This window comes from Roseburia sp. OM02-15, from assembly GCF_003481835.1.
Classification (GTDB): domain Bacteria; phylum Bacillota; class Clostridia; order Lachnospirales; family Lachnospiraceae; genus Eubacterium_I; species Eubacterium_I ramulus_A.
Window position 1 is genome coordinate 163,266 of record NZ_QULX01000003.1, and the last position, 24,482, is coordinate 187,747.

The 24,482-nt window shown below is 43.5% G+C and carries 19 protein-coding genes and 1 tRNA gene; 2 read left to right on the forward strand and 18 right to left on the reverse strand.

What is annotated here, in order from left to right; all coding sequences use genetic code 11:
* Window positions 1–12: 12 nt before the first annotated feature.
* From DXB15_RS04225 to aroD, 11 genes are all read right to left on the reverse strand, one after another.
* Window positions 13–1,206 carry a type II secretion system F family protein gene (locus DXB15_RS04225; protein ID WP_118702148.1) on the reverse strand — a complete coding sequence of 398 codons (1,194 nt, stop codon included), beginning with the start codon at window positions 1,204–1,206 and terminating at the stop codon, window positions 13–15.
* A gap of 41 nt (window positions 1,207–1,247) precedes the next feature.
* Window positions 1,248–2,030: a prepilin peptidase gene (locus DXB15_RS04230; RefSeq protein ID WP_118702149.1), complete on the reverse strand. Its 783-nt coding sequence runs from the start codon at window positions 2,028–2,030 to the stop codon at window positions 1,248–1,250.
* 1 nt (window position 2,031) lies between these two features.
* The gene (locus DXB15_RS04235; RefSeq protein WP_118702150.1) at window positions 2,032–2,478 is read right to left on the reverse strand and encodes a hypothetical protein; all 447 of its coding nucleotides are present in this window, start codon (window positions 2,476–2,478) and stop codon (window positions 2,032–2,034) included.
* 21 nt (window positions 2,479–2,499) lie between these two features.
* Window positions 2,500–3,009: a prepilin-type N-terminal cleavage/methylation domain-containing protein gene (locus DXB15_RS04240; protein ID WP_118702151.1), complete on the reverse strand. Its 510-nt coding sequence runs from the start codon at window positions 3,007–3,009 to the stop codon at window positions 2,500–2,502.
* A gap of 172 nt (window positions 3,010–3,181) precedes the next feature.
* Entirely contained in the window at window positions 3,182–3,913 is a 732-nt protein-coding gene (locus tag DXB15_RS04245; RefSeq protein ID WP_118702152.1) for a pilus assembly FimT family protein, read from the reverse strand.
* Window positions 3,910–4,311 (reverse strand): PulJ/GspJ family protein, encoded by a 402-nt coding sequence (locus tag DXB15_RS04250; protein ID WP_118702153.1) that lies wholly within the window; start codon window positions 4,309–4,311, stop codon window positions 3,910–3,912. The genes DXB15_RS04245 and DXB15_RS04250 overlap by 4 nt, the downstream gene beginning before the upstream one ends.
* On the reverse strand, window positions 4,304–5,146 hold the full coding sequence (locus DXB15_RS04255) for a hypothetical protein (protein ID WP_109214317.1): 843 nt from the start codon (window positions 5,144–5,146) through the stop codon (window positions 4,304–4,306). Before DXB15_RS04255 ends, DXB15_RS04250 begins: the two co-directional genes overlap by 8 nt.
* Window positions 5,147–5,176: 30 nt before the next feature.
* Window positions 5,177–15,331 carry a type II secretion system protein gene (locus tag DXB15_RS04260; RefSeq protein ID WP_118702154.1) on the reverse strand — a complete coding sequence of 3,385 codons (10,155 nt, stop codon included), beginning with the start codon at window positions 15,329–15,331 and terminating at the stop codon, window positions 5,177–5,179.
* A gap of 243 nt (window positions 15,332–15,574) precedes the next feature.
* Window positions 15,575–15,646: transfer RNA gene (locus tag DXB15_RS04265), tRNA-Arg, on the reverse strand.
* A gap of 279 nt (window positions 15,647–15,925) precedes the next feature.
* Complete coding sequence (locus DXB15_RS04270; RefSeq protein ID WP_118702155.1) at window positions 15,926–16,435, reverse strand: shikimate kinase; 510 nt, start codon at window positions 16,433–16,435, stop codon at window positions 15,926–15,928.
* A 25-nt stretch (window positions 16,436–16,460) separates the two neighbouring features.
* Window positions 16,461–17,225: a type I 3-dehydroquinate dehydratase gene (gene aroD, locus DXB15_RS04275; protein WP_158582189.1), complete on the reverse strand. Its 765-nt coding sequence runs from the start codon at window positions 17,223–17,225 to the stop codon at window positions 16,461–16,463.
* 214 nt (window positions 17,226–17,439) lie between these two features.
* On the opposite strand from aroD, the gene aroE reads away from it, so the two are divergent.
* Together aroE and DXB15_RS04285 are read left to right on the forward strand one after the other, a co-directional pair.
* Window positions 17,440–18,309: a shikimate dehydrogenase gene (gene aroE / locus DXB15_RS04280; RefSeq protein WP_118702157.1), complete on the forward strand. Its 870-nt coding sequence runs from the start codon at window positions 17,440–17,442 to the stop codon at window positions 18,307–18,309.
* Between the two features lie 114 nt (window positions 18,310–18,423).
* A complete protein-coding gene (locus DXB15_RS04285; protein ID WP_109214322.1) occupies window positions 18,424–19,455 on the forward strand; it encodes a 3-deoxy-7-phosphoheptulonate synthase in 1,032 nt (343 codons plus the stop codon).
* A gap of 253 nt (window positions 19,456–19,708) precedes the next feature.
* Here the strand turns inward: DXB15_RS04285 and DXB15_RS04290 are convergent, their stop codons facing one another.
* The 7 genes from DXB15_RS04290 to DXB15_RS04320 form a co-directional block, all read right to left on the reverse strand.
* Window positions 19,709–20,335 (reverse strand): hypothetical protein, encoded by a 627-nt coding sequence (locus DXB15_RS04290; protein ID WP_118702158.1) that lies wholly within the window; start codon window positions 20,333–20,335, stop codon window positions 19,709–19,711.
* A gap of 34 nt (window positions 20,336–20,369) precedes the next feature.
* A complete protein-coding gene (locus DXB15_RS04295) occupies window positions 20,370–20,909 on the reverse strand; it encodes an NUDIX hydrolase (protein ID WP_109214324.1) in 540 nt (179 codons plus the stop codon).
* Between the two features lie 127 nt (window positions 20,910–21,036).
* On the reverse strand, window positions 21,037–21,534 hold the full coding sequence (queF, locus tag DXB15_RS04300; RefSeq protein WP_109214325.1) for a preQ(1) synthase: 498 nt from the start codon (window positions 21,532–21,534) through the stop codon (window positions 21,037–21,039).
* A gap of 125 nt (window positions 21,535–21,659) precedes the next feature.
* Window positions 21,660–22,346: a 7-cyano-7-deazaguanine synthase QueC gene (gene queC / locus DXB15_RS04305; RefSeq protein WP_118702159.1), complete on the reverse strand. Its 687-nt coding sequence runs from the start codon at window positions 22,344–22,346 to the stop codon at window positions 21,660–21,662.
* 86 nt (window positions 22,347–22,432) lie between these two features.
* Complete coding sequence (gene folE / locus DXB15_RS04310) at window positions 22,433–23,011, reverse strand: GTP cyclohydrolase I FolE (RefSeq protein ID WP_109214327.1); 579 nt, start codon at window positions 23,009–23,011, stop codon at window positions 22,433–22,435.
* A 42-nt stretch (window positions 23,012–23,053) separates the two neighbouring features.
* Window positions 23,054–23,722: a putative 7-carboxy-7-deazaguanine synthase QueE gene (gene queE, locus DXB15_RS04315; RefSeq protein ID WP_118702160.1), complete on the reverse strand. Its 669-nt coding sequence runs from the start codon at window positions 23,720–23,722 to the stop codon at window positions 23,054–23,056.
* Window positions 23,723–23,740: 18 nt separating this feature from the next.
* On the reverse strand, window positions 23,741–24,163 hold the full coding sequence (locus tag DXB15_RS04320) for a 6-pyruvoyl trahydropterin synthase family protein (protein ID WP_118702161.1): 423 nt from the start codon (window positions 24,161–24,163) through the stop codon (window positions 23,741–23,743).
* Between the last annotated feature and the right edge of the window lie 319 nt (window positions 24,164–24,482).

Here is a 24,482-nt window from a genome sequence, read left to right on the forward strand (position 1 = left end):
ACGTTTACTCCTTTAAGAATTCTCAATCGATGCATAGGATTGATAAATCGGTAACATAACTGCAATCATAATAAATCCAACAATCACTGCCATAAAAACGATCAGAATCGGCTCCAGCAGCGTTACGATCCGCTTGGTTGCCTGTTCTGCCTCATCCTCCAGAGAAGATGCGATAGAATCCAGCATCAGATCCAGACGACCACTTTCCTCACCGATCTGAACCGTACTTGCCAGTTTTTTCTGAAATCCGTCCACACCGTGCAGTGCCTGAGATAACGGCACACCGCTTCGTACCTGAGTTACCACTTCTTCAAACTGTTCCTCAATGTAGCGGTTTCCAATGGTATTTCCCGCTGTTGCAATAGCAGTCGCAATCGGCATACCACTACTGTACAGACTGCTTAACGTACGCGCAAACCGCGCTGTATAGATTACTTTAAATAAATTCCCAAATACCGGCATCCGCACTTTGCCACGATCCAGCGTTCTTCGCACACCCGGAATACCCGCGATCAGTTTTACTACCACAACGATCGCAAATACGACCATCAGTGCAACGTACCAACGCTGCGTTATAAAATTCGAACACGCGATCAGAATGGTCGTCGGCACCGGAAGAGAATCCATCTGGTCAAACAGTGACTGAAACTGCGGTAAAATAAAGGTTACGATCAAAATCACGATCGCCACACACAATATCAGCAGGATCATCGGGTAAGTCATCGCTGACTTCACCTGCTGTGTCAGCTTATAATCCTTCTCATACTGTGTTGCCAGACGTCCGGTCACCTGATCGATATTACCGCTTCCCTCGCCGGAACGAAGCATTCCAATCATCAGCTCCGGAAAACATTTTTTTGACTCCATCGCCTCAGACAACGGAATACCTTTTTTCAGATCCTGTAAAACATCCTGATATACTTCACGTTCCGAATCCGGAATTCCCTCCTGATTCGAAATAATATCCAACGCACGTACCAGACTGACACCGGATGCCAACAACGTTGATAATTCCCGGCAAAACACAGCAAGCTGCTTTGCTTTCAGCTTCTGATACCCATGTGTATCCGTCAGATTTTTTGCACTGATCAGAAAAAGTCCTTCTTCCCGCAATTGCTGCTGCAACACATTTTCAGCTGTAGCTTCCAACGTGCCTTTATGTCTCTTTCCCTTCATGTCCTTCGCAACATATCGAAAACGTGCCATCCTCTGATTTCCTTTCTGTCTATATTCCTACTGTCTGTTCTCTATAACATTCCCAGATACCATTCCGCGATCCGGTCTCCTGCAAACACGGCAACTGCCAGTCCAAATGCCAGAAACGGACCAAACGCAAAATGATCTTTCCGGTCTAATTTCTTACTTATCAGCATATATGCTCCGTAACCGCCTCCGGTCACCAGACCGATAAACATGGCGCATACAGTAGGCGCTGCTCCCAAAAACAAGCCTGATACTGCCATCAGCTTGATATCTCCGCCGCCAAAAGCTCCCGGAATCAGCAGACTGATCACCAGCATCGGTACTGCGATCACAACTGCCCCAAGCAGACGACTTCTGATCCCATGCTCCGGGAATAACCAGATTGCGGCTATCGCCAGCGCCAGAATCATTACATGAAATCTATCATATATCATCTGTGTATCCTGATCGATCAGGGCTACTACAAGTAATATTCCTAAATACGCAAAAATTACTGCGCCTCTCAGAGAAATAATCCCCGAATTGCCGCAGCCAAAATAAGTTCCACAGCCAATAAATGCTGCTCCTCCAATTATTTCTACTATAAAATCTCTCGGCGGTATCTTTACACCGCAAGTTTTACATTTTCCTCCAAGACAGATATAACTGATGCATGGAACCAATTCCAATGCAGTCAATTCTCTGCCGCATCTTGTACAATGACTTCTTCCCTTCACGACACTTTCCTGTCGCGGTAATCGGTCTATGACTACATTTAAAAAACTGAAAATACACGCTCCGAAAAAGAACTGTATTACTTTAATGATTATCTCTATTGCTACTAACATCTCAGTCTCCGGTGTGAATGATATTATCTTCATGATATACAAGGTACTTCGCATCGGCATCCGCATCATACCATACGGTATATTCATTTTCCCGGTAAACAAATTGGCGTACGGTATAACCGTCGTCTTCCATCTGAAGAATCCAGAAATCTCCGGGTGCTTCACTTAACTGTAAAATTTCCTCATATAAGCCATCTGCGATGCCTCCCTCCCGGGTAGCATCGCAGAAAGCATTATCCCCGCCATACTGTTGTGTTGCAATTACCTGGGTTGCCATCCGCACCGATTTGGCATTCCCCAGAGCTACCTGGGAGTCTGCCCGGTAGATTAACCGGAGCACCCCAGGAACTACTAAAACAATAGCAAGCAGGATTATGATCAGCAGGTAAATTGTCAACCTGATCCAACGATATTTAGTTTTTGTTTTCGCGGATGCTGTGACTGACATTGGGTTACCTCATGTTACTTATTATTTTACAGTATATGTACCTTTGCTTGTGAGGTCATATCCATCAGTATCATTGCCCTCTAACTGATATGTACACTGTTTACCATCATTCTCGTAAACAACTTTAGTGATTTTTCCATCTTTACCTGTAACAGTTTTAATATTTTCTGCTGATACTTCTGCAAGCTCTGCAATATCTTTTGCTGTAATTGTAATTGTTGAACTTGTTTCCTTATCATCTGTTGTGCCTGTTTTATCACCTAATGTAATTGTTACAGAACCAGCTCCTTTTAATGAAATTGTACCATACTGCTCATCAGCAATTGTCTGTGCAGCCATAACAACCTGACGTGTCTCAGCTACGATAGATTTTTCTTTTGCTTTCTTAATATATCCTGTCAGTGCCGGGATTAAAAGTGCTGCTAAAATAGCAAGGATTACAAGAACTACGATCAGCTCTACCAGAGTAAATCCTTTCTTCTTGTTGTCTTTGAGTTTTTTGTTTCTTAATTCGAATAATTTTGCGAACATTTCTCATACTCTCCTTAGTAAAAATATTTGTTATTGGTTTGTATTATATCAACGCTTCGGTGCAGCGTTCATACCTGAAATAATAGATAACAGAGATACACAGAAGGCACACTACATGATGTGCATCTCGCAGCAAGAATGATGATAACATTCTTGCCTTTTTCTGCAGGAGCTACTCTCCTGCATCTGACCCAACTGTAGCTGTCACCGTATCCTTTCGCATCAGACTATGTCGAAGCTGTATCACCTCGGAATCTGTTGCAACCAGATCCGTTCGATCTTTGTCACGATACAATGATGCCGTAACGGTAATCTGATCTGTCGTATCACCTGCATTGACACTATCCGGAAATGCCCATTGAACTTCCAGATAATTGCCCATGTAAAACCCTTTGCCAAATACCGTTGCTACAGCTCTGGCTGCCGGTTCATCGTTCCAGGTGTATTGATACGTTCCATTATTGTAAAAATAGTATCTGGTCAATAGCTGTCCTTCGTCCACCGCATCTGCTTCACCGGACTCCTGTCGACCGATAAAAAGCTGCGTTTTTTCGCAACCATCCGCGGAAATCAGTACAGCATAACCGTCTCCATTAATAAATTCTAATATATTTCCCGAATTATTTCCAGTCTTATCTGTAATTTTTTGATTTTTTTTGCGTTCAACGTCATAAATTTTAATGTATCCGTCTGCATTTTCGACAATTCCGCGCAATTCTGTCATAGTTGTATCCAAAATCGACTGTGCGTACTGTAATCTCTGTTCCCGGACAAACATTTTTGCAGCGGAACTTAATGCCGTAGCTGCCATGGCAAACATAATGCTGATCAGCAGCATGGTTACAATGGTTTCCACCAGTGTCGTGCCATCCTTCTTATTTAATAGCCGTCTTATTTTTTTCATGGAGTATCTCCTCCTTCAGACGGTGTCACTGACGCATCCGCAGAAACATCATACAGGGAAAACACAATATTTTTGCTTTGCCCATTTGTATCCTGATACGTTACCGTTTTGGTGGCCAGAGTGAACGGCACTCGAAATACAACGGAACCTTTCTTATCCATCTCTGAGGTTGTTGCAATAAAGGATAACGTTTTACTTTCTCCATCTACTTTCTGTGCAGAAGCAAGCCCCTGAATGATCTGTGTATTTTCCTCTCGGATCTGTTTATTCTTCTGCATAGATGCATGACTGTAAGAAACAGCTCCCTGAAGAATTCCAAACAGAATCAGGAAAATGAACATGCTTGCTAACACTTCCACCAGTGTCTCGCCTGATTTTTCTCTCAGTTTTTTAATCATCACCTGCTGTTCCTCCTCCCGCTGTCTCAGTATACACATTTTCCTTGAACACACAGGATGTAGTTGTATTTAAAAATTCATACTGGATGTTCTGTGATGTATCCGGTGTATAAACCTCACCGCTGGTATTACCTACTCTCCAGCAGGAATTTGTATCATCCCACACGATTACTTTTCCATTATGCGTAAACTTAACGTCATATTTTTCCTCACGGCTGTATTCAGTTGTATAGGTATACGTTGCATCTTCATAGGAAGCAGTTACTGCCACAGAAAAATTGTAGTCACGAACGGTAATATTTCGTATACGGTCAATTTCCGTCTTATAATTGGCAGCATTGTTTGCAGCTGTATGGATCTCTCCGGTTTTCAGACTGTCCGAATCCTCTGATGCATTTTTTTCTTTTGTCAATGCAATTCTGATATTTCCATATCCTTCCGGAAGGGAATCCGCCTTTGACAGATCCGACAGATCCGTGTCTGAAACCAGAAAATTGTATTTTGTTGCATCCGGATAATCTTCACTGTAATCCAGATACTGAGAATCATCCAAAAATTTGTTGACAAAGGTATAAAAACTGTCGCTTCCTGCCTCTGTCGTATCCTTATTGGTATATTTTTGAAGTTCCTGATCCAATACATCTGCCGCTGATTTTGCAAGCTGGCTGCACCGCTCCTGTTTCAGACGCAGATTAGACTGCGCCGTCAACATTCCCGCGGTATAGAGGATTGCCGCCGCGAAAGCAACAAAGAAAGCTGACACACAGAGTACCACAGCCATTGATATTCCATTTTTCTTCTGCTGCCGCAACTGCTGCCAACCTTTCTTTATCATAAAACTTCCTCCATTGTAACTTTTACATCATTAGTTATTCCATTTGATCTCGCAAGGATCAGATGCCGCATAAGCACTGCTTGGTGTAGCCTCCAGGTTTTTCTGAACATTTGCAATAAACACTGCCATATTTGTAATTGTGAAATCGGTATGTGTTACTGTGCTGCCATCTGCCGCTGTCATCTGTTCCACATCCGGCAGTTTCAACGTGTAATGCATGCTGCCATCTGCCTGAAGCTGTGCTTCCACCTGTGCCGTCAGCGTCAAGGTGTAGTAATTTGGATTACCACTTTCCGCTGTGTAGCTGGATGAAATCGGCACACTGTAAGTACTGATGTCCCAGGTATGTACTTTATCGGTCTCCGGTGTGTTTGCCGGATAGCTTGTCGGGTTTTCTGCAATGGACTCCCATGCATATCCCCATTGTGCCGGCTGTGTTCCAGTTGCCTCTTTTATAATTTTCCATACATATTGCTGTACGCTTGCCTTTTTTGTTCCGGAAGCATCCGTTGTCTCCAGCACACGAATCTGTGGCTGTAACGCTTTCATTCCATTTGCCGCTGTCAGATCTGTCACCTGACCGGTCAGATTAATGCTGTACATATCTGCACAGTCCACGCTGTTCCATTCCAGAACAGTGTGTCTTGCATTCCAGATCTGTACACTTCCCGGTACGTTCGGTGTCGTCTGTACCGTCGCTTCCAGACTGTAAGATTTTGTATCGGATGTCACACCAGGCTGTGCCAGTTTTACATATGGGAGCTGATATGCCACCGTTGATCTCGTCCAAAGCGAACTTACGCTTCCGGCACCGGAAGAAATACGCGCATAAAATACCACCCATTTTCCGGCATATTTAATGGACAGATTGTCAAATAAATGATAATAATTCTGTGCATTTGACACATCCATCTGTACCGGTACATTTCCGGTCGGATATACCGTCGTATAATTACCCGGATCGGATGCTGTTGCCTGATTTGCATCACTCAGACTGTTATATACATAAGCACGTAGTAAGTATGCACTGCCTCCAGGTGGAATACTTGAACTATCTGCTCTAAGTCCGACACGAAGTCCTCCTGACAGGAAGTCTGCACTTTCCATCGGCTGATTTGTATCATACGTCCAGTTCACATTCCATGTTACCTTCGGTGACGCGATACGCGCCGGAACCTGAATCTCGCTGGTTACTCCGACAGCACTGTCTATAAATACCGCACTGTTGCTGGATTCTGCCACCAGATAAACAACAATTCGCTTTCCGGCATATTTTTCCAGATTTACAATCTGTGAATAAGTTGCCGCGCCGGTTGCTTTTTCTAAAGTCCCTGCTTTTTCTGCTGTTCCAAGACTACCTGTTGCACTGTACTCCCGAACATAGATCTGATAGCCCTGGCAATAGCTTTCATCAGAAATACCGGACCAGACAACATTGTAATTCAATTCATTGTCGTCGATATTTGTCACGGAAGGCTGTCCCGGTTTTTCCAGTCTCTGTGCAACATAATAGGTTGCGGTTGTGGAAAGACCGATCTTCTTCTGGGAAGCGTCGCCGATACGTGTTACTTTCAGGCGTACCTGGGTATAGTTCCAGTCTTCTCCATCGATGGTCATGCTTCGACCACCCGTATAACTGCTGCTGGTATCAATGGTGACTTCTCTGCCATTTGCATCAATACCGGTCATGGAAACTTCATATTTTGGATCATCCGTAGTAGAAACATTCTTGTCCCAGGAGAACGTATACTGCATCCGGTTGTCGCTGTCGTAAGTCGGCGTTAATGTACTTCCGTCTGTCTGATCCATTTTTGGAGCAGGTAACCAGCTAAATAACTGACTGGATTCATCCCTGTATGCATTAAAATCTTTCCACTCATTTCGAATCGGCCAGCTGTAACAATATCCCCATGTCTCATTTCCGTTTTCGTCCACATTCAAAAGTTCGCTGACGTTCGCATCCGAAGCATTATCTGCCTCATGATACAGATATACCGGTCCCAGACCTGTCTGTGCATACCACAATCTGACATGGAGATTTGTCGCATCTTTCAGATATTCCGGTAAATTGCTAAACTGCGCCGTTGCAACACCCTTGGATACGGTCATAATATCTGTTTTGGCAAATACAACATCCTTTTTACTTCCCCAGTTACCAATTAATTCTGCCCGATAAATCGGTGCAACTTCCAGGATTTCACTGGCATTGCTGTTATCAATCGACACATTTACATTTAAGGTATCCAGCGTGTCACCGGAAATGGTATAGCTTGTAGTTGCACGGTTTGTCACAGTATCTGTTCCAGGGGAATTTGCCGGATTCAAACTGATAAATGCCTGATAATATGGCATATATGCCGCCGTAGAAATCACCGGCGAACTCTCATATTTACCTGTCGTTGCAGTCGCCTGCGAAATGATCTGATAGGTATTATTCCTGTCATTCCGTTTCTGTTGACCCCGATCACCAAGATCCAGATCTGTCATCACTGCTGTCGGATGATCGGCATCCAGAACCACATTTATATCTTTGCCATATGCATTGATATAGATTGTCACTTTCCAGTCATCGTATTCGCTGTAAGCCTCCAGATTATTCAGGCTAAAGGAATAGCGATAATCTGTTCTCCATCCGCTGATCTTGTTCTGTACGGTTAACTCTGCACGGACATCCGGACTTGGAAGAACAGCACCACTCTGTACGACATCTGCATTATATTCCGTAGAATCTAATACATCCGAGAACATACTTTTTGCACGAACCGAAACTTTTATGTTTCCAGATATACCTTTCGGGATTTCAAAGCTTCCGGTTTCAGAATAGATTGTTTTTTCTACTGTGGTTCCATCACTTCCAACAATTTTTACCACATAGGCAAACGGATCACATAACTGAGAATTATCCGTTGGAAGTGTTCCGGGCGTAACAGCAATGTCAATCATTCCATCTGCCACTTTGGCTTTTGCATATACTGGCGCCTGAAGCTGGTTTTTATCATTTACTGTTATAATTCCTTCCAGACGTCGATAGCTCTCACGGGAATTGTAATAAATAGCATTATTTTTTCCATCAGGATCCAACAGTCCTTTTTCTGTACATTTATAATACAAATTATCATGATCTTTGTGATCCTCGTCCCATGTATAGAACAGGATCTGACCGATTCTTGTTGTTTTATCCGCTTTTACTTTTACAATATAGCCATTTGCGTCTACAAAGCAATCGCTCCCGATCGTATTACATCCGCTGTAAATTTCTGCATAGGCATACCGATATCCACTGGCAGTCTTTTCTACTGCAACCGCATGAATATTACTGATATAGTTATTCCATGTCGCATTTGTTCTTCTGGTAACCCCTACATTTGTTTCTCCAGTTCCGTACGATTGTACACTTCCATCAGCATTCAGTCTTCCAAGAACAAATTTATTAAAGTAATAGCCATAGTCTGAACCATACTTTCTAGCCTCTCTACCATTGATAAAGAAATTATTTTTTCGATCCTCCGCATTCGCAATATTCGCTACGCTGCCTTCATGGTTATTTCCGGTGGAATAAATCGGACTCCCCTCCGGAGTATAATGCTTGTCTTTTTCAGCACTACCTGTCGCCAGATCCGCAGAATAGCAATCTTTTACAATCGTATTACTCCAACCGGTTACAGAATACCGGGCACCAAAGATACCACCGCAGAAAGATCTGCCGCGCAGTACGTTTGCAAAATTTCGACACCGTTCAACATCAATTTTTACCTTGCAGGTAGATTTTTGTATTGCACCTACACTTGCATTATCGCAGGACAGGTAACCGAAAATACCGGCTCCCATAGAAGCTGAATACAGTTTCACACCCGGTCCGTTGACACAATCCAGAATTCGAATGGTGAAGTTCTGTGCCCGGTCAGCATTATCAACCTTATAAGTAGTCACATTACCAAGAATTCCCGCACTATCGTTCGCGCCATGCGAATCACCAGACAGACTTGCGCCATCACGCATGTAAATATTTCCATGGTTTTCACAACTGATGATATTGTATTCATTGTCCTCATAAGCATGATACAACTGTGCTACAATACCGCCGGAGGCACCTTTCCAGTCACACTGATAGGTCGTCTGAAGACTTCCAAAGTTCCGGCAATCTTTGATCGTACCGCCAGATGCTGTCCACTGACCAATAATTCCTCCGGAATAGTGAGTACGATAGCAATATACCGTACCGAAATTGATACAGTTTTCGATTGTCCACTCATTTCCGGTAGAAGTATTCTGATTACCGATGATACCACCCGCAAAACGGTCTGTCTGTCCCTGTTCATAATCTTTACCATTAATGTTTTTTGCAGATACCTGACGTCCCACAAAAGCTCCATTGACCAGACAGGTCAGATCATTTTCTGATTCATTCATGCCAATGATTCCACCGGTACCAACACCAATTGCCTCGGATCGGTTCAGCAGGAACCAGTTTCCTGATACACAGCGATTTACCAAACCTTCGGTGCTGTTAAATGCAGTAATGCCTCCCACATTACCGTTGTCTGTCATTTTCAGATTCAGACGGTTGGCAGAAATCTTTGTATTTGTATTTTGATAAGTTGCATTTTCCAGCAAAAATCCATTGTTATATGACCAGTTGACCGGATTACTGTCTGCCGACAGATTGCCCTTGTTTTTATCCACTGCTGCGTCCGTTAGTGTAACGGAATCTTTTATACTATCCGTTGTCATAATGCTTGCAGTAATACTACTTCCGGACATCTGGATCGTACCTTTATTAAATCCGGTTACTCCACCTAACATGCCAAATTTTGCCTGAAGAACACTTCGACTGTTATCGGTTAACGTACAACCATCAATCAGTGCATTGATTTCATTTTTTCCAACGATTCCTCCGGCATGACTTGCCATTGCCTCTTTCTGCGCTGTGGTACTTGTACTGGTTGCCGTGTATACACCCTGAATATTCATCGTAATCTGATCAACGGTATTGTTCTTCAACTCATCATAGTTAATACCTGCAATACCACCGTAGCAGTTTCCGGCTGCACCGGCATTTACCTTTTCTGTCATGATTCCGGTAAATTTACAGTTTGTTACACTGATCTGTGCACCGGCATTTTGCGGATTCTGGTTTACTGTCACACCATTCGTACCAACAATTCCTCCCAGATACTTGTAACCACTGAAATTTTCAAAGCACAGATTGCTTGCCACAATGCCGGATACGACACCTGTATTGGAGCCAACTGCACCACCAACGGTCAGACCGTTCTTATCTGATTTGATCTGTGGCATATAACTCAGATTATAAGCACTGGTTCCTGCTGCATTTAAAGCTGCAGATGTTACTTTACCGGTATTTTCCCCGACAATTCCTCCATAAACAGTTGCATTACCGCGCAATATTACCGTTGCTCCCGGAAGACAATCTGTGATCGTACCACTGTTTGTTGCAGCAATCGCACCACTGGCATTCACACCAAGGCTATAGATTTCTACACTGTTTGAAGAACCAGGACTCTGTACACGACAATACTGGATCATACCGGCATTTGTTGCCACGATACCACCGGCATACCCGTCACTGCTTCTGACATTTCCATAGTTATTGCAGTTTTTGATGATTGCAGTTTTATTTGTATTTTCCGCCACGATACCGCCTGCATTGCCTGCATCGGCACTGACACTCTCGCATCGGTTCACGGCATAATGAATATCACCATCTGTCACACCGACCACTCCACCAGCGGTTCCGTGGGACGCCTGCACTTTCTTTGCCTGTGCTGTAATATAGGCTGGACTTCCGGAATGACTAAATTTGCCATGATTGATGCCGACGATTCCGCCGACCTGCTCATATCCCTGTACCGTTACTTTATTAGAAACAACAATAATTTCTCCACTGGTGCCACCTGTTCCGGTTACCTGAATCTGACCGTCAGATTCATTGATACCAACCAGTCCACCAACGCCGGCACCTTTCGCGCCTGATACCGAACGGCTTTTTGTAGAGCTGTCCTTCTGTAAAACAATCGTGCCACTGTTCTGACCGGCAATTCCACCAACGGCTGCATAATCGGAGTTATCTTTTCCGGATGCATTGACAGTTGCATAATTCTCATTTCCAGTCAAAGTACCGCCTTTCAGATTCCATCCTGTGATGCCACCCAGATGATTATTTCCGGAAATGGTCTTGCCCGCATCCGTAGTACACTTGGAAATCGTTCCACCATTGCTGTTGATGCCGACAATTCCACCGACATATTCCAATGCCACATTTCCAAAATGTTCACTGAGCTCACAGTTTTTGACGGTTCCTGCATTCAAGCCAACCACACCACCAATTCCGGTAAATCCGGACAGAGATCCGGTATTGGCACAATGCGTAATGGTCTCATTCTGTAAATTCACACCGGTGATTCCACCAATAAAATGCATTTCCAATTCGGAAGCATCCTTGGTAAGAAGTTCCGGAATTTCTCCACTGGCAGCATACTTGCCCAGTTTAATTCCTCCAGTACTATCTTTTTCCAGCAAATCAGAAGCAAATGTAATGCTTCCGGTATTTTTACAGTTCTTAATCTCAATCTTTGAGCCTTTGTCACAATAGCCAAGTACGCCACCGGAATACATTACCGTCTGGATTTGAATATTGTTTGTATTGACCGTCAGGGAATCATCCGTATTGCCTTCTGTACTGATCGTCAGTGTATAGGAATTCTTGGATGTCATAACAGCTGTTGGTATATTATTTTCGTTCATTCCCGGCAACAGTCTGTCAGAACTGCTGGTACTATTCTGCGCCGCCTCTACTGCCGCACGGATTCCATCTTCATTTGTATCTAATTTATAGTTTAACTGATCAGCATCATAGGTTCTCTGATAGCCGATCACGCCGCCAGTGAATGCTTCTCCGGTAATGGTTCCCAAAGTATTTTCTGCACGCAAACCGGAAATTGTTGTATTTTTGTCAATAGCCAGGACATTTGCACCCATGACACCGCCGACAAAATATTTTCCCTGTACACTTCGTGGTTTTACAGTCAGAGACTGCCTTGCTGCATTTTCCGATGCGTTAAATCCAAATGCGCCACCGGCACAGGTCTCATAAGCATAAATCTGTCCACCGATCAGGGTATAATTTACATCTAATGTTGCCTGTACATCATTGAATCCGGCAATTCCTCCGACATAATTATTTCCGACTACAATACTGGATACAGATTTGACCGTGATTGCCTCACTGTCTTTTGTAAATTCAATAAATCCATTATTATATCCGGCAATTCCTCCGACATAATCACTTTTGGCATCCCAGTCATTGACGATCATATTGAAAATAGAGCTGCCATAATCGGACAGATAACTTGCACAGTTATGGATGGTCGCACCATTTGCATTGTATCCCACGATACCTCCGACATAACGACCGCCATCTCCGTTATCTTTTTGGGTTCCTGCTACCACACCGTTATTGATACAGTTAGATAACATAACACCAGCTGTATTATGTCCGACAATTCCGCCGACACATTCGTTTCCAACGACATAGCTTCGGTTCGTCGTAACCGATACACTCTCCTGCTGGTGTGCCTGAATTGCCTCATTTATATTTCCGCCCAGTCCACCGGCAATTCCTCCGACGTATTTGGAGCCAAGGATATAACCGTTGCTTTCGGTTCCACAGTTTGCCATCAGGCTGTGATTGCCATATCCGACAATTCCACCAACGTACTGTCCTTTCAGTAAGTCCTTCTTATCCTTATTATATGTAAACCCGGAAGTTCGACCGGACGCACTGGTAGAGTTGTAGATCAATGTCTGATAAGCATAACCGGCAATTCCGCCAAAATAATTTCCAACGACAGTCGCTGGCGTATCTTCCGTACAGAGGATCAGTCCGGTATTGGAGCTGTCTTTGATCGCAGCGTCATTTTTCCAGGTTGTCTGGTCAAACTTCGTTGCCGTGCCATCAATCTTACCGGCGATTCCACCTGTCATATAATTGCCAGACACACCCGCATGGTTTTCACAGGAAATAATAACGCTCTTTTCTCCGCCTGCGCTCTCAATGTTCGCATATCCTACGATTCCGCCGATTCCAAGCGCATAATTTTTCAATGTATCATTTTCAGAAGAAATATCTGCTGTCACAGATACATTCGGAAGCTGCACTTTTACAGCGCCTTCCATGGTAACGTTCTCCAGTTTCCCAGAAGTCAGTGTGGTCAGATTGCCGGATTCATCCGTATCTGCCAAAATACCAACAACACCGCCTACTGCTGCTGCCTGTTGCGTTCTGTTGGCAGAAACTGCTGTAGAAGACAGTGAAACCTCTACATTTTTTTCTGCCTGATCAGAAGATGAATCTTCTGTCGAAGTAAGAGATGTATCCTTAATGCTTCCCGCATTGCGGCCTGCTAAAATACCGATTCCTTTCAGGGAAGCATACGTGCCCCTGCTGTCTGCTGTGTTGGAATCTCCATCCTTGGAAGAAACACCAAAGGACAAATGTGCATCCTGAAGTGTCACATTATCAATGGTTCCCTCTATTTCGCCAAACAAGCCCAGATATTCCGTTGGATTTAATTGTACACTCGCTCTTGTTCTGGATTCTGACGCTGCCTGTGTCAGATTGTTAATTGTCTCATCATCAACAATGGAAGCTTCTCCTAATTTCAAATGAGACACCAGCGTACGTTTTCCTTTCCCTGTCAATGTCTGCTTTTTCGGCAGATTTGCAATGGTTGGAAAATCGACCGTCTTGCTGGTGCTGTTTTCTTTCCATGCAAGCTTCTGCAATGTATTCGATCCACTCTGTTCTTCGGTCAGATCATACACACCGGTTCCTACTGATGCCCAGTCCATATTTTTGTCCGTCAGCGTAAAAGCAGCTTCCTTCGTATCGTCATAATATCTCATATTCGACAGGTGGCGGAATACTGCGATCCGAACATCATTTCCATCCGTTTTATCCGCATACATACTGTTTGCCGTATTAGAAGTTGCCGCATCACTGGCACTGTATTCTTTTGAAACGACCACATGACTGTCCGTTCCGGCATAGGACATTGCCTCTACTGTCGCATAGATATCCTGCGGTGTAGCAAGCGCCTGATCCTCCGTCATTCCTGCCAGACGGCAGATGCTTGTGCTTAACGTTCTTAATAACGCATTTTCACTGTCTGTTCCGGTACGGGAAGTCAGCAATGCCTGTGTTTTGGCAGACATCATCGCATCCAGCACCAGAGAATATTTATTATCACTATAAGTCAGTGGAAAACTCCATTTTCCCTGATCTTTACCTGATCCATCCAGAAGTGTTACACTGGCAAATGCATAGGTACTGCTCTCATCCTTGCCAGACCATCCTTCCGTACGGACATCAAAAGGAGACAGCACCATGGAAAATAACGGTGTGCCGTCTTTTTTGTACATTGCGATCTTATAGCTGACATCCAGACTTTCTCCTGCATTCGAAGACCAGTTCAGTGTCAATTTCTCACTGTTCTGCAGACTGATAGTTGTGATACGAAGCTTCGTTGGCTTCAAGGATACCACATTTACCGTATCTTCCGTAGAATAATAACCAAGCAAGCGTTTCTTTCTGCTGTCATAATCACGCTTCTGCATGGTCAGATAATCATCTTTATCCTCAGATTCATACGTCAGTCCTTTGCATCTGGAACCATAAAATGCAGAATACACTTCGCCGGATTCAATATCGATCTCCACCGCTATCGATGCATTCAGCATATCTTTGTCGTAAATATAGTCATCAATCAACTGCAAAAGCAGATTATTTTTCTGATCCGCATCTGATGCATTTTTATACAGTCGTAATGTATAAATACGTCCATTTAACTGTACGGCATTTTCCTGATCAGGAGGAAATACCGCTTCTTCTACGGTTCTGTTTTCATCACTTTTCTCCTGATCCTTTTCTGCCTGTTTTTTGATCTGTTTTTGAAAGCTGTCCCATTGACCGGAAGAACGGTAATATGTGAGTTTCGATTCAGCTGCCAGATACACCGTCCTGGCATTTTCCTCATTCTTTCGAAACTCTGCATTTCTCCAGTAATTCGTAAACAACGGAACTGCGATCGCGGCAATAATGCCCATAATTACAAGTACAACAATTAATTCCGTCAGCGTAAATCCTTTTTTGCCTGTCTTCCTCATTCAATTCTCACCTAATTTATCTATCGTAATTAATATATTTGTTAATTTTTCATACTCAGAATTAGCATAGCATATTTTGGCAAATTTTCAAGTTTTTTATCATATGCCAGTTCTCTATGAATATCATATTCAACTTTTTCTATACCTGCTTTTTATTGCTGCACATCATTTTATATTCCATGCCGACAGCACTTTTATCGTACTATCTGAAAAAAAATCCCGGTCTCAAACCGGGAATCAGAGTGCAGCCGGCGGGAATCGAACCCACATTGCAGGAGTCGGAGTCCTGTGTTCTATCCGTTAGACTACGGCTGCATAAAAATATATTGTTAAATCAACAAAGATTATAATACCACAGGATTGTAAAAAAAGCAAAGCCTTTTTCGTGAAAGTTAAAAAGCATAATAATTATAACGGACGAAAAATAGGAGAATTTTGTCTCCGTCGCTAACAATCGCTCCTCGAGAAAAAATTCTCCTATTTTTCTGTTCATTGATAAAATATACGTTGATTTTTCACACTCTTCATTTAATCAAGTATCTTTTCCATAAATTCAATATGGTTAAATCTTTAAAATCCGCATCTTAAAAATAATTAGTTTTGACTAATTTTCAAGATTTCTTCCGCGATTTCCTGCGGTGTCTTTCTGTCTGTTGCCACTTTAATGTCACATGCATTCACATACAGTTCCCGGCGTTTTTCCATCAGCTTCGCAATATGTTCCACATTCATATTTCCATTTAACAAAGGACGGTCTGTACTGTCTTTGACACGCTCATATACCGTCTCCGGTGTCGCTGTCAAAAGCACGATCTTTCCGGTCTCCTTCATCATCTGTGTATTCTGGTCACGGAGTACTGCGCCTCCGCCACAGGACACGATTGCCGGTTCCGTCTGTGAAATCTCCCGAACTGCATCGGTCTCCCGGTCACGAAAATAGGTCTCACCATATTTTTCAAACATATCGTTGATGGACATCTCATTTTTCTCTACGATCCATGCATCCATATCTACTTCGTTGGCGCCGGTCAGCTCCTGTAATTTATGTGATATCGTTGTTTTTCCAGTTCCCATAAAACCGATCAGATAAATGTGCTGTGTCATACTTTTTTACTTCTCCTTTTACTATTTAACATAATCCCTGATGGATCACGCTCAGAATATCCTCTAATTTGTCAGCTGCGATCTGTCCCGGTGCGGAAGTCTCTCCCACGGCACCGAACGTAATACAGGAACCAAAAATTTCTCCTGCCATACGGCTGACAACACCAAGTGCACCCATGGACATGGTTACTACCGGCAAAGTCGGATATTTCTGCTTCATATCGTTTGTCAGTTTTAACAGACGAACCACATCATCCGCACTCTGCGGCATCACTGCCAGTTTTGCCACGTCTGCGCCGCCCTGCTGCATCTGCTCCATCAGCATTCGCAAAATACAATCATCCGGTGTTGCATCAAAATCATGGTGGGAAGCAATCACCCGAACGCCCATCCGCTGAAACCGGCGGATCTCTTTTTCCGGTTTTGTTGCTTCAAAAAATTCCAGATCAATCATATCCGCACAACCGCTTTTTGCAGCTGTCTCATTCAGTTTCAGGATCTTCCATTCTTCCATTCTCCGGCTTCCACCCTGCTGCTTTGTCCGGAACGTAAACAGGAAAATCGTCTCTGTGAGGAACGGTTTTACAGTGTCCAGTACTGCTCTGACTGCCGCCACATCATCTGCCTCACGAAAACAGTCCACTCTCCATTCGATCATCTGCACTTTTTGTTCTGTCAGTGATTTGATCGTTTCAATAATTGTTTCTCTTTCCGGTGCAACTACCGGCACACAGATCACCGGCTTGCCATCTCCGATTCGGATTCCTTTTATTTCAAATGCGTTCTGCATACTTACCTCCATTCCGCAATGCGCTTAACGGTTTTTATTGTACCATATTTTTGCAGATTGAGGAACCTTAAAAGCCGACAGACATTGACTTTTTTTGAAAAAACACCTATCATAGTACCATATATATTTGCAGACGAACTATTTTGTATTTCCCCATGGCATTCACATGGGGCAGAACACAATAATCTGATTATTAATAAGGTAGGGAAGAAGAATGGAAATCACTGGAAAAACCAAATTAACAGGACTCATTGGCACTCCTGTTGCGCATAGCGTATCTCCTCAAATGCATAATGAAGCATTTCGCCAGTTAAACCTTGACTATGTATATCTGGCTTTTGATCTGGCGAACACAGATCTTGGTACTGCCGTACACGGACTTCAGGCAATCGGTGCAAAAGGTTTTAATGTAACCATGCCATACAAAGTACAGATTCTTGAATACATGGATGAGCTGACTCCGGCTGCCACCATCGCACAGGCATGCAATACTGTTATTGCAAAAGATGGCAAACTGATCGGTCACACAACCGACGGTATCGGCTTTATGGAATCTGTTGCAGATGCCGGACACAATATTATCGGAAAGAAAATGACCGTCCTTGGCGCTGGCGGCGCTGCCACTGCGATCTGCACACAGGCAGCTTTAGACGGTGTCTCCGACATCGATATGTTCCAGCTAAAAGAATTTACGGAAGAATATGAACGTGCACTGGGATTTGCAGACCGTGTCCGCGAGCATACTTCCTGCAATATCAATGTCTATGATTTTGCAGACACCGATCAGATGAGAAAAAGTATCTCTGAGAGCGCAATCCTGACAAACGCAACCAACATCGGCATGGCACCTCACGAAGACGGATGCCCGATCCCGGATGCATCTATGCTGTTCCCGGGACTGATCGTATGTGACATCATCTACAACCCGCGTAAGACAAAATTATATCAGATGGCAGAAGCTGCCGGTTGTCACGTATTTAACGGAATGTACATGCTGCTCTTCCAGGGCGCTGCTTCTTTCGAACGCTGGACAGGCGAAAAAATGCCGATTGAAGTTGTTCGGCAGAAATATTTTCAGCCATAAGTACCACTGCACGCTACACCTCTGAACAAAATACTTAAAATACAAAATGTCCCGCTCTTATATTTATTAATGTAAGAATCCAAAAGCAATATCGGGACAGAATGGAGTAACACAATGAGTTTTTCATATTTAAAACAATTACCGACACCGGAAGAAATCAAACAGACTTACCCGTTAAGCGAAGCCTGCCAGAAGATCAAACAGAAACGTGATGCAGAGATTGCCCGTGTTCTGCGCGGAGAATCCGATAAATTCCTTGTGATCATCGGACCGTGTTCTGCCGACAAGGAAGAACCTGTCATGGATTATATTCACAGACTTGCAAAAGTCAATGAGCAGACCAAAGACAAACTGATCATCATTCCGCGTATCTACACAAACAAACCGCGTACTACCGGCGAAGGATACAAAGGAATTGCCACACAGCCGGACCCGGAAGCAAAACCGGATATGGTTGCAGGACTGATCGCTGTTCGTAAACTGCATCTGCGCGCCATCGAAGAAACTGGTCTGTCTGCAGCAGATGAGATGCTTTACCCGGAAAACTGGGATTACATCAATGATTTACTCTCCTATGTAGCCATCGGCGCCCGTTCTGTTGAAGATCAGCAGCATCGTCTGACCGTCAGTGGTTTTGATGTAGCCAGCGGTATGAAGAATCCGACCAGTGGTGACTTCTCTGTTATGCTGAATTCTGTATACGCTGCACAGCATCCGCATCATTTTGTACATCGCGGATGGGAAGTTGACACGACCGGCAACCCACTCTCCCACGTTATTTTGCGTGGTGCAGTAAACAAACGCGGCGTTGCCATCCCGAATTATCATTACGAAGATCTGATCCGTCTGAATGAGATGTACGAAAAAATGGATCTGGTCAATCCGGCTTGTATCGTAGATGCCAACCATTCTAACTCAAACAAAAAATATGCAGAGCAGGTTCGTATCGTCAAAGAAGTAATGCACAACCGCAAAGAATCTGACATCATCCACAAACTGGTAAAAGGTGTTATGATCGAAAGTTATATCTGCCCGGGTAACCAGAAGATCGGTGAACATATTTACGGAAAATCCATTACCGATCCGTGTCTTGGATGGGAAGAATCCGAACAGTTACTTTATGCTATTGCTGATTCTGTAAAATAGTTTTACCTGTATCATTAAATCAGTAATAGAAAAATCAAAAATAATAAACATCAAAATAAAAAAGATATCCTTTTCTTATTTTTAAGATCAGGGTATCTTTTTTTGTTCAAGCATCCTATCGTATTTGATCATTTTGGGGCTTATAGTCAAAGTACTAATCTTTCCTTTTCATCAGCTACACTTCTATCACAAGATACAATTCTATCACACAACATATCTCAACGCAAAATCAGGAATCGTTCCTACTTTTCTGTCATCCAACGACAGCTGTATGTAATAAAATCCACGGATTTACCCAATACTCCAACCAGATTCCGGCTCCATAAATTCCCGTATCCAATAAAAATAGTACGATCAATAATGCCTGTGCTTTTAGATCTGGTTTATTTTTCAACAGGTGTGCATTTCTTCGCTCCTGTCTGACACGTTTTCCAGCTTCCATCAGAACTAATAAAAAAATGTACGCTGCCGCATAAGCAGCGACTTGTGGAAATCCAAGGATTCCCATCTGCCCGATCCCGGAAAATCCATACCGCCCAAGCAGCGCCGCAAACACAAAACCACCGGAAAGTCCAAGCCATCCAAACCAGATAGCACAAACGGCGCATCCAAAACGAAAGCACAATGCAATCAATAATATCATCCATGGAAGTCCACGCTGCAAAAGAATGGTTTTTAATAATGCTTCTGCATGTTCCACATCCTCTGCACCCGCAAACTGCCGCACCTGATTTTCATGCAGAAATCCGATCCACAATGCTTCATCATGAAGTGAAAAATTTGCCAGAAATACACCCAAAAAGAAACAACCAAGAAAAAGCAGCATGCATTTTTGCAGCATTGTTACTTTTCCCGGTTGTCGTAAAGTTCCTGTGATCATCTATTTCGGTAACCCTGCTAATCCTTTTTTTCATCTATATGCAGTATTTACCGTAATATGCCATAATTGCAGCAACAGTCTTGGAATCCTGAATTTTCTGTGTCAGAACCATATCTTTCAATTCCTCAATGGTATAACTCTCCACTTCCACAAATTCGTCCTCATCCAGATGCTGCTGTGTTTTCGTCAGATCTGTCGCCAGATACACGTCGATGGTTTCATTGCAAAATGCCACGGTGGTGGAAACCGTGATCAAAAGTTCCAAATGAGCCGCTTTATAACCGGTCTCTTCCTCCAGTTCTCTGGCAGCACAAACAGAAGTCGGCTCCTCCACACTGTCTCTGGAGCCGGCTGGAATTTCCAGCGTCTCACGATCCAGTGCATTGCGATACTGGCGCACCATCAGGATTTTGCCGTCTTCCGTTACCGGAAGCACTGCTGCTGCGCCTTTCCGGTGCGCAACATAATCCCAGTGTGCAATATTTCCGCTTGGGGACTGCATAACATCATCATACACGTCCACAATGGCACCTTTATATTTCAGCACACGGTCAATTCGTTTCATTTCGTCCATGTTTTTCTTCCTCCCATCCAGGAATGTCATTCACATTCTTACTGTGAAATGTGCATCACACAACACATGATCTATTCTTCCGCACATCCCTACATCCTACAGGTCATTTTCACACTTCTACGTTCTATTAACGATTATCTACTTTCTCCGGATATAAGTCATGATTTGCCATCCGGTTCCATGCAACGTCTTCCCACTTTGTACCCGGTTTACCATAATTACAGTACGGATCAATGGAAATACCGCCTCTCGGAGTAAATTTTCCCCACACTTCAATGTATTTCGGATTCATCAGTTTGATAAGGTCTTTCATAATGACATTGACGCAATCCTCATGGAAATCTCCATGATTGCGGAAGCTGAACAGATACAGCTTCAGGGATTTGCTCTCAACCATCCGTTCCCCCGGAACATAGGAAATCGTAATGGTCGCAAAATCCGGTTGTCCTGTGATCGGACACAGACTGGTAAATTCCGGACAGTTAAATTTTACAAAATAATCATTTCCCGGATGTTTATTCACAAAAGTTTCCAATACTTCCGGCGCATAATTGTCCGGATAACGGACATTCTGATTTCCAAGCAAGGATACGCCTGCGGTTTCTTCTTTACTTCTTCCTGACATTTATTTTTTCCTCATTTCTCGCATTCTACGTTTACATACTGTCATACATCTGCTCATTTCAAATTCGACTTGAATCTGCCTTCTTTTCAGAAATTCAGACAGCATATTTCTCTTATTCCAGCACTTTAGTCCAGTGCCGGATCTTTCACGCCATTTTTCTCAAAAGCTGCTGCACGGTCGATACAGGTACCGCATTTTCCACATGGCTTCTCGCCACCTTCATAGCAGCTCCAGGTCAGTTCATACGGCACTTTCAACTGTAACCCTTTTTTGACAACATCTGCCTTTGTCCAGTTGACAAACGGTGCTTCAATAGTCACCTGTTTTCCGCTTCCCAGATAAATAGCATCCTTCATAGCATTATTGAAAGCATCGGAGCAATCCGGATAGGCGCTGCCTGCTGCATCATCACTGTGTGCGCCATAGTAGATCACGCTACACTCTTTGGACAGGGCAATGCTTGCTGCAGAGGATAAAAACAGTCCGTTTCGGAACGGCACATAAGTAGACACCGGTTTTCCATCTGTCTTGCTGAGCTGCTCGGCATATGCCTCCTCCGGAATCTCATCAGTAGAATGACTGAGCAGAGAACAGTTACTATACTGAAAAATCTCGCCCAGATCCAAATACAAATGTTCTACACCATAATATTCTGCAATTTTTCTGGATGCTTCAATCTCTTTTTCATGCTTCTGTCCGTATGAAACAGACAGTGCAATGACATTTTCTTTTCCATAACGGTCAATCGCAAGTCCCAGACAGGTGGTGGAATCCACGCCGCCGCTGAATAATACTAATGCTTTTTCACTCATGTTTTTTCCTCCAGATTCTCTATCTATTTTCTATGTTTACACTTCATCCTACATTTTGTATTTCAATGGTTCGTATTTTACACATTTTACCGGTTCAGGCGCATCTGCAGCAGCATATCGGTCTGGAACCGTCCACGCAAAGTAGTCGTATAGGTCTTTGCATCGGTTTTCTTGATTCCCCGGGCAGTCATGCAGCTATGGCAACCTTCAATCAGAACTGCCACATCTTCTGATCCGGTAATTTCCTGCATGATCTCCGCAATATCCGTTCCAATGCGCTCCTGGAGCTGCAGACGTTTGGAAACCATATCTGCGATCCGGGCAATTTTGCTCAGTCCGATGACTTTTCCATTTGGCACATATGCCACAGTCACTTTCATATCATACATTAATGCCATATGATGCTCACAGTAGCTGAAAATATCAATGTCTTTTACAATGACAAAATCACTGTTTTCAGACGAAAATGTCAGATCTTCTTCAAAGGTCTTGTCAAACATCTGTGCAATTTCGTGATTGGTATAATTCATTCCCTCGAACACTTCTTCGTACATCCGTGCCACACGATCCGGGGTATCTTTGAGTCCCTCACGATCCGGATCATCTCCCAGAGCGATCAGCAGTCCACGGACATGCTCACGCACTGCGTCTTTGTCTATTGCCATAACTTACGACTCCTTTCTGTCATCACGTCGATTCCTGATATCCTACACGCCACGCATTTCGCTGTCCCAGATGATCTTGTGCATCTGAAGCTGCATGTTAACATCGTTCATGCGGTTATCTTTCATAAAGTTTACGATATCTTCCAATTCAATCTGTCCATATACCGGGCTTAAGTATACATGACATTTTTCTGTCAGATCATATTCCCGGATCACATCCCGCGCCCGGCACAGATCTGTATAATCTTTCACCACAAATTTTACCGTATCACCCGCGCCAAGCAGGACAAAATTTTCGGTACGCATCTGCGCTTCCATTCCGCTTCCCGGCAGTTTATAGTCCATAGTAAAGGACGGTCCGTTCGGAATTTCTGTAAACGGTGTCAGATCCACGCTTCCGTTTGTCTCAATCTCCACACGCAATGTTTTTTCCTGCGCCAGTGTCTCTAACAGTTCTAAAATATTTTCCTGAAGCAGCGGCTCTCCGCCTGTAATGGTTACATTTTTGATCTCCATCGTGCGGAGCAGTTCCACAATTTCCTCTGTGGATGTCCAACGAAACCGCGCATCTGCCTCGTTCGCCCATTTCGTATCACAATAGGCACAATTCAGATTACACCCCTGCATACGAATGAACACTGCAAGCTGTCCTGCCCGGGTGCCCTCTCCGTTGATGCTGCTGAATATTTCTACCACTTTATAATTTGCCATATAATTCTGTTCTCCATCTTAATTTTCTGAATAGATCGCACAGTTGTTCGGTGTCTCATACACCGCAATTTCCTGCACGTCATATCCTTTTTCTGTCATCTTTTCATAAAAGAATTTGGAAAAATTCTCTGCCGTCGGACGAAACGGTACTTCGATCAGACGGAAGTGTTCTTCCTGTAATGCCTGAACGGTCAACGGTTTTAACGTACCACTCTCATAAATGAATGCATGGTCATAGCTATCTGCCAGTTCTTTTAAATCTCTGCGGATGTCTCCAAAATCCGTAACCATGCCACGTAACTGTCCGTCTTCATGCAGCGTTTCTGCTTTGGCTTCCATCACGATCCGCCAGCGGTGTCCATGCAAATTGCTGCATTTTCCTTCGTATCCGGCAAGAAAATGTGCCGAATCAAAACTTTCTTCTATTCGAATTTTATACATAAATCCCCTGTTCCTTTCCCGTCTGCACCTTTCACCTGATTCCATACCTTTTATTCTCTATTCCAGAGCTCACTTTTACGCTTCACAATTTTTCTTCACCCAAAATTCAGCGCAACTTCTTTTTTCCTGGAAGTGTGCTATCACCAAAAAAGAGCCGTGGCTTTCTCTCACCACGGCTCGAATAAACACAGATTGTCTGATCTAGCCCTGGTTTTATTTTACGACAGGATGGTACAAACGAACTGTCTATTCTGTTTTCTAAACACAATTATTTATTATAGCAATTATTTCAAAATAATCAATACCGTTATTCTGATAT

Excerpts from the sequence above, each read along its gene's own strand:
- DXB15_RS04245 (WP_118702152.1), bottom strand. The coding sequence starts at position 3,913 with ATGAAAAAAATAAGACGGCTATTAAATAAGAAGGATGGCACGACACTG.
- queE (WP_118702160.1), bottom strand. The coding sequence starts at position 23,722 with ATGGCAAATTATAAAGTGGTAGAAATATTCAGCAGCATCAACGGAGAG.
- queC (WP_118702159.1), bottom strand. The coding sequence starts at position 22,346 with ATGAGTGAAAAAGCATTAGTATTATTCAGCGGCGGCGTGGATTCCACC.
- DXB15_RS04270 (WP_118702155.1), bottom strand. The coding sequence starts at position 16,435 with ATGACACAGCACATTTATCTGATCGGTTTTATGGGAACTGGAAAAACA.
- DXB15_RS04290 (WP_118702158.1), bottom strand. The coding sequence starts at position 20,335 with ATGATCACAGGAACTTTACGACAACCGGGAAAAGTAACAATGCTGCAA.
- DXB15_RS04230 (WP_118702149.1), bottom strand. The coding sequence starts at position 2,030 with ATGTTAGTAGCAATAGAGATAATCATTAAAGTAATACAGTTCTTTTTC.
- DXB15_RS04260 (WP_118702154.1), bottom strand. The coding sequence starts at position 15,331 with ATGAGGAAGACAGGCAAAAAAGGATTTACGCTGACGGAATTAATTGTT.
- DXB15_RS04225 (WP_118702148.1), bottom strand. The coding sequence starts at position 1,206 with ATGGCACGTTTTCGATATGTTGCGAAGGACATGAAGGGAAAGAGACAT.
- folE (WP_109214327.1), bottom strand. The coding sequence starts at position 23,011 with ATGGCAATAGACAAAGACGCAGTGCGTGAGCATGTCCGTGGACTGCTG.
- DXB15_RS04250 (WP_118702153.1), bottom strand. The coding sequence starts at position 4,311 with ATGATTAAAAAACTGAGAGAAAAATCAGGCGAGACACTGGTGGAAGTG.
- DXB15_RS04255 (WP_109214317.1), bottom strand. The coding sequence starts at position 5,146 with ATGATAAAGAAAGGTTGGCAGCAGTTGCGGCAGCAGAAGAAAAATGGA.
- DXB15_RS04235 (WP_118702150.1), bottom strand. The coding sequence starts at position 2,478 with ATGTCAGTCACAGCATCCGCGAAAACAAAAACTAAATATCGTTGGATC.
- aroD (WP_158582189.1), bottom strand. The coding sequence starts at position 17,225 with ATGCAGAACGCATTTGAAATAAAAGGAATCCGAATCGGAGATGGCAAG.
- DXB15_RS04285 (WP_109214322.1), top strand. The coding sequence starts at position 18,424 with ATGAGTTTTTCATATTTAAAACAATTACCGACACCGGAAGAAATCAAA.
- queF (WP_109214325.1), bottom strand. The coding sequence starts at position 21,534 with ATGTCAGGAAGAAGTAAAGAAGAAACCGCAGGCGTATCCTTGCTTGGA.
- aroE (WP_118702157.1), top strand. The coding sequence starts at position 17,440 with ATGGAAATCACTGGAAAAACCAAATTAACAGGACTCATTGGCACTCCT.
- DXB15_RS04295 (WP_109214324.1), bottom strand. The coding sequence starts at position 20,909 with ATGGACGAAATGAAACGAATTGACCGTGTGCTGAAATATAAAGGTGCC.
- DXB15_RS04240 (WP_118702151.1), bottom strand. The coding sequence starts at position 3,009 with ATGTTCGCAAAATTATTCGAATTAAGAAACAAAAAACTCAAAGACAAC.
- DXB15_RS04320 (WP_118702161.1), bottom strand. The coding sequence starts at position 24,163 with ATGTATAAAATTCGAATAGAAGAAAGTTTTGATTCGGCACATTTTCTT.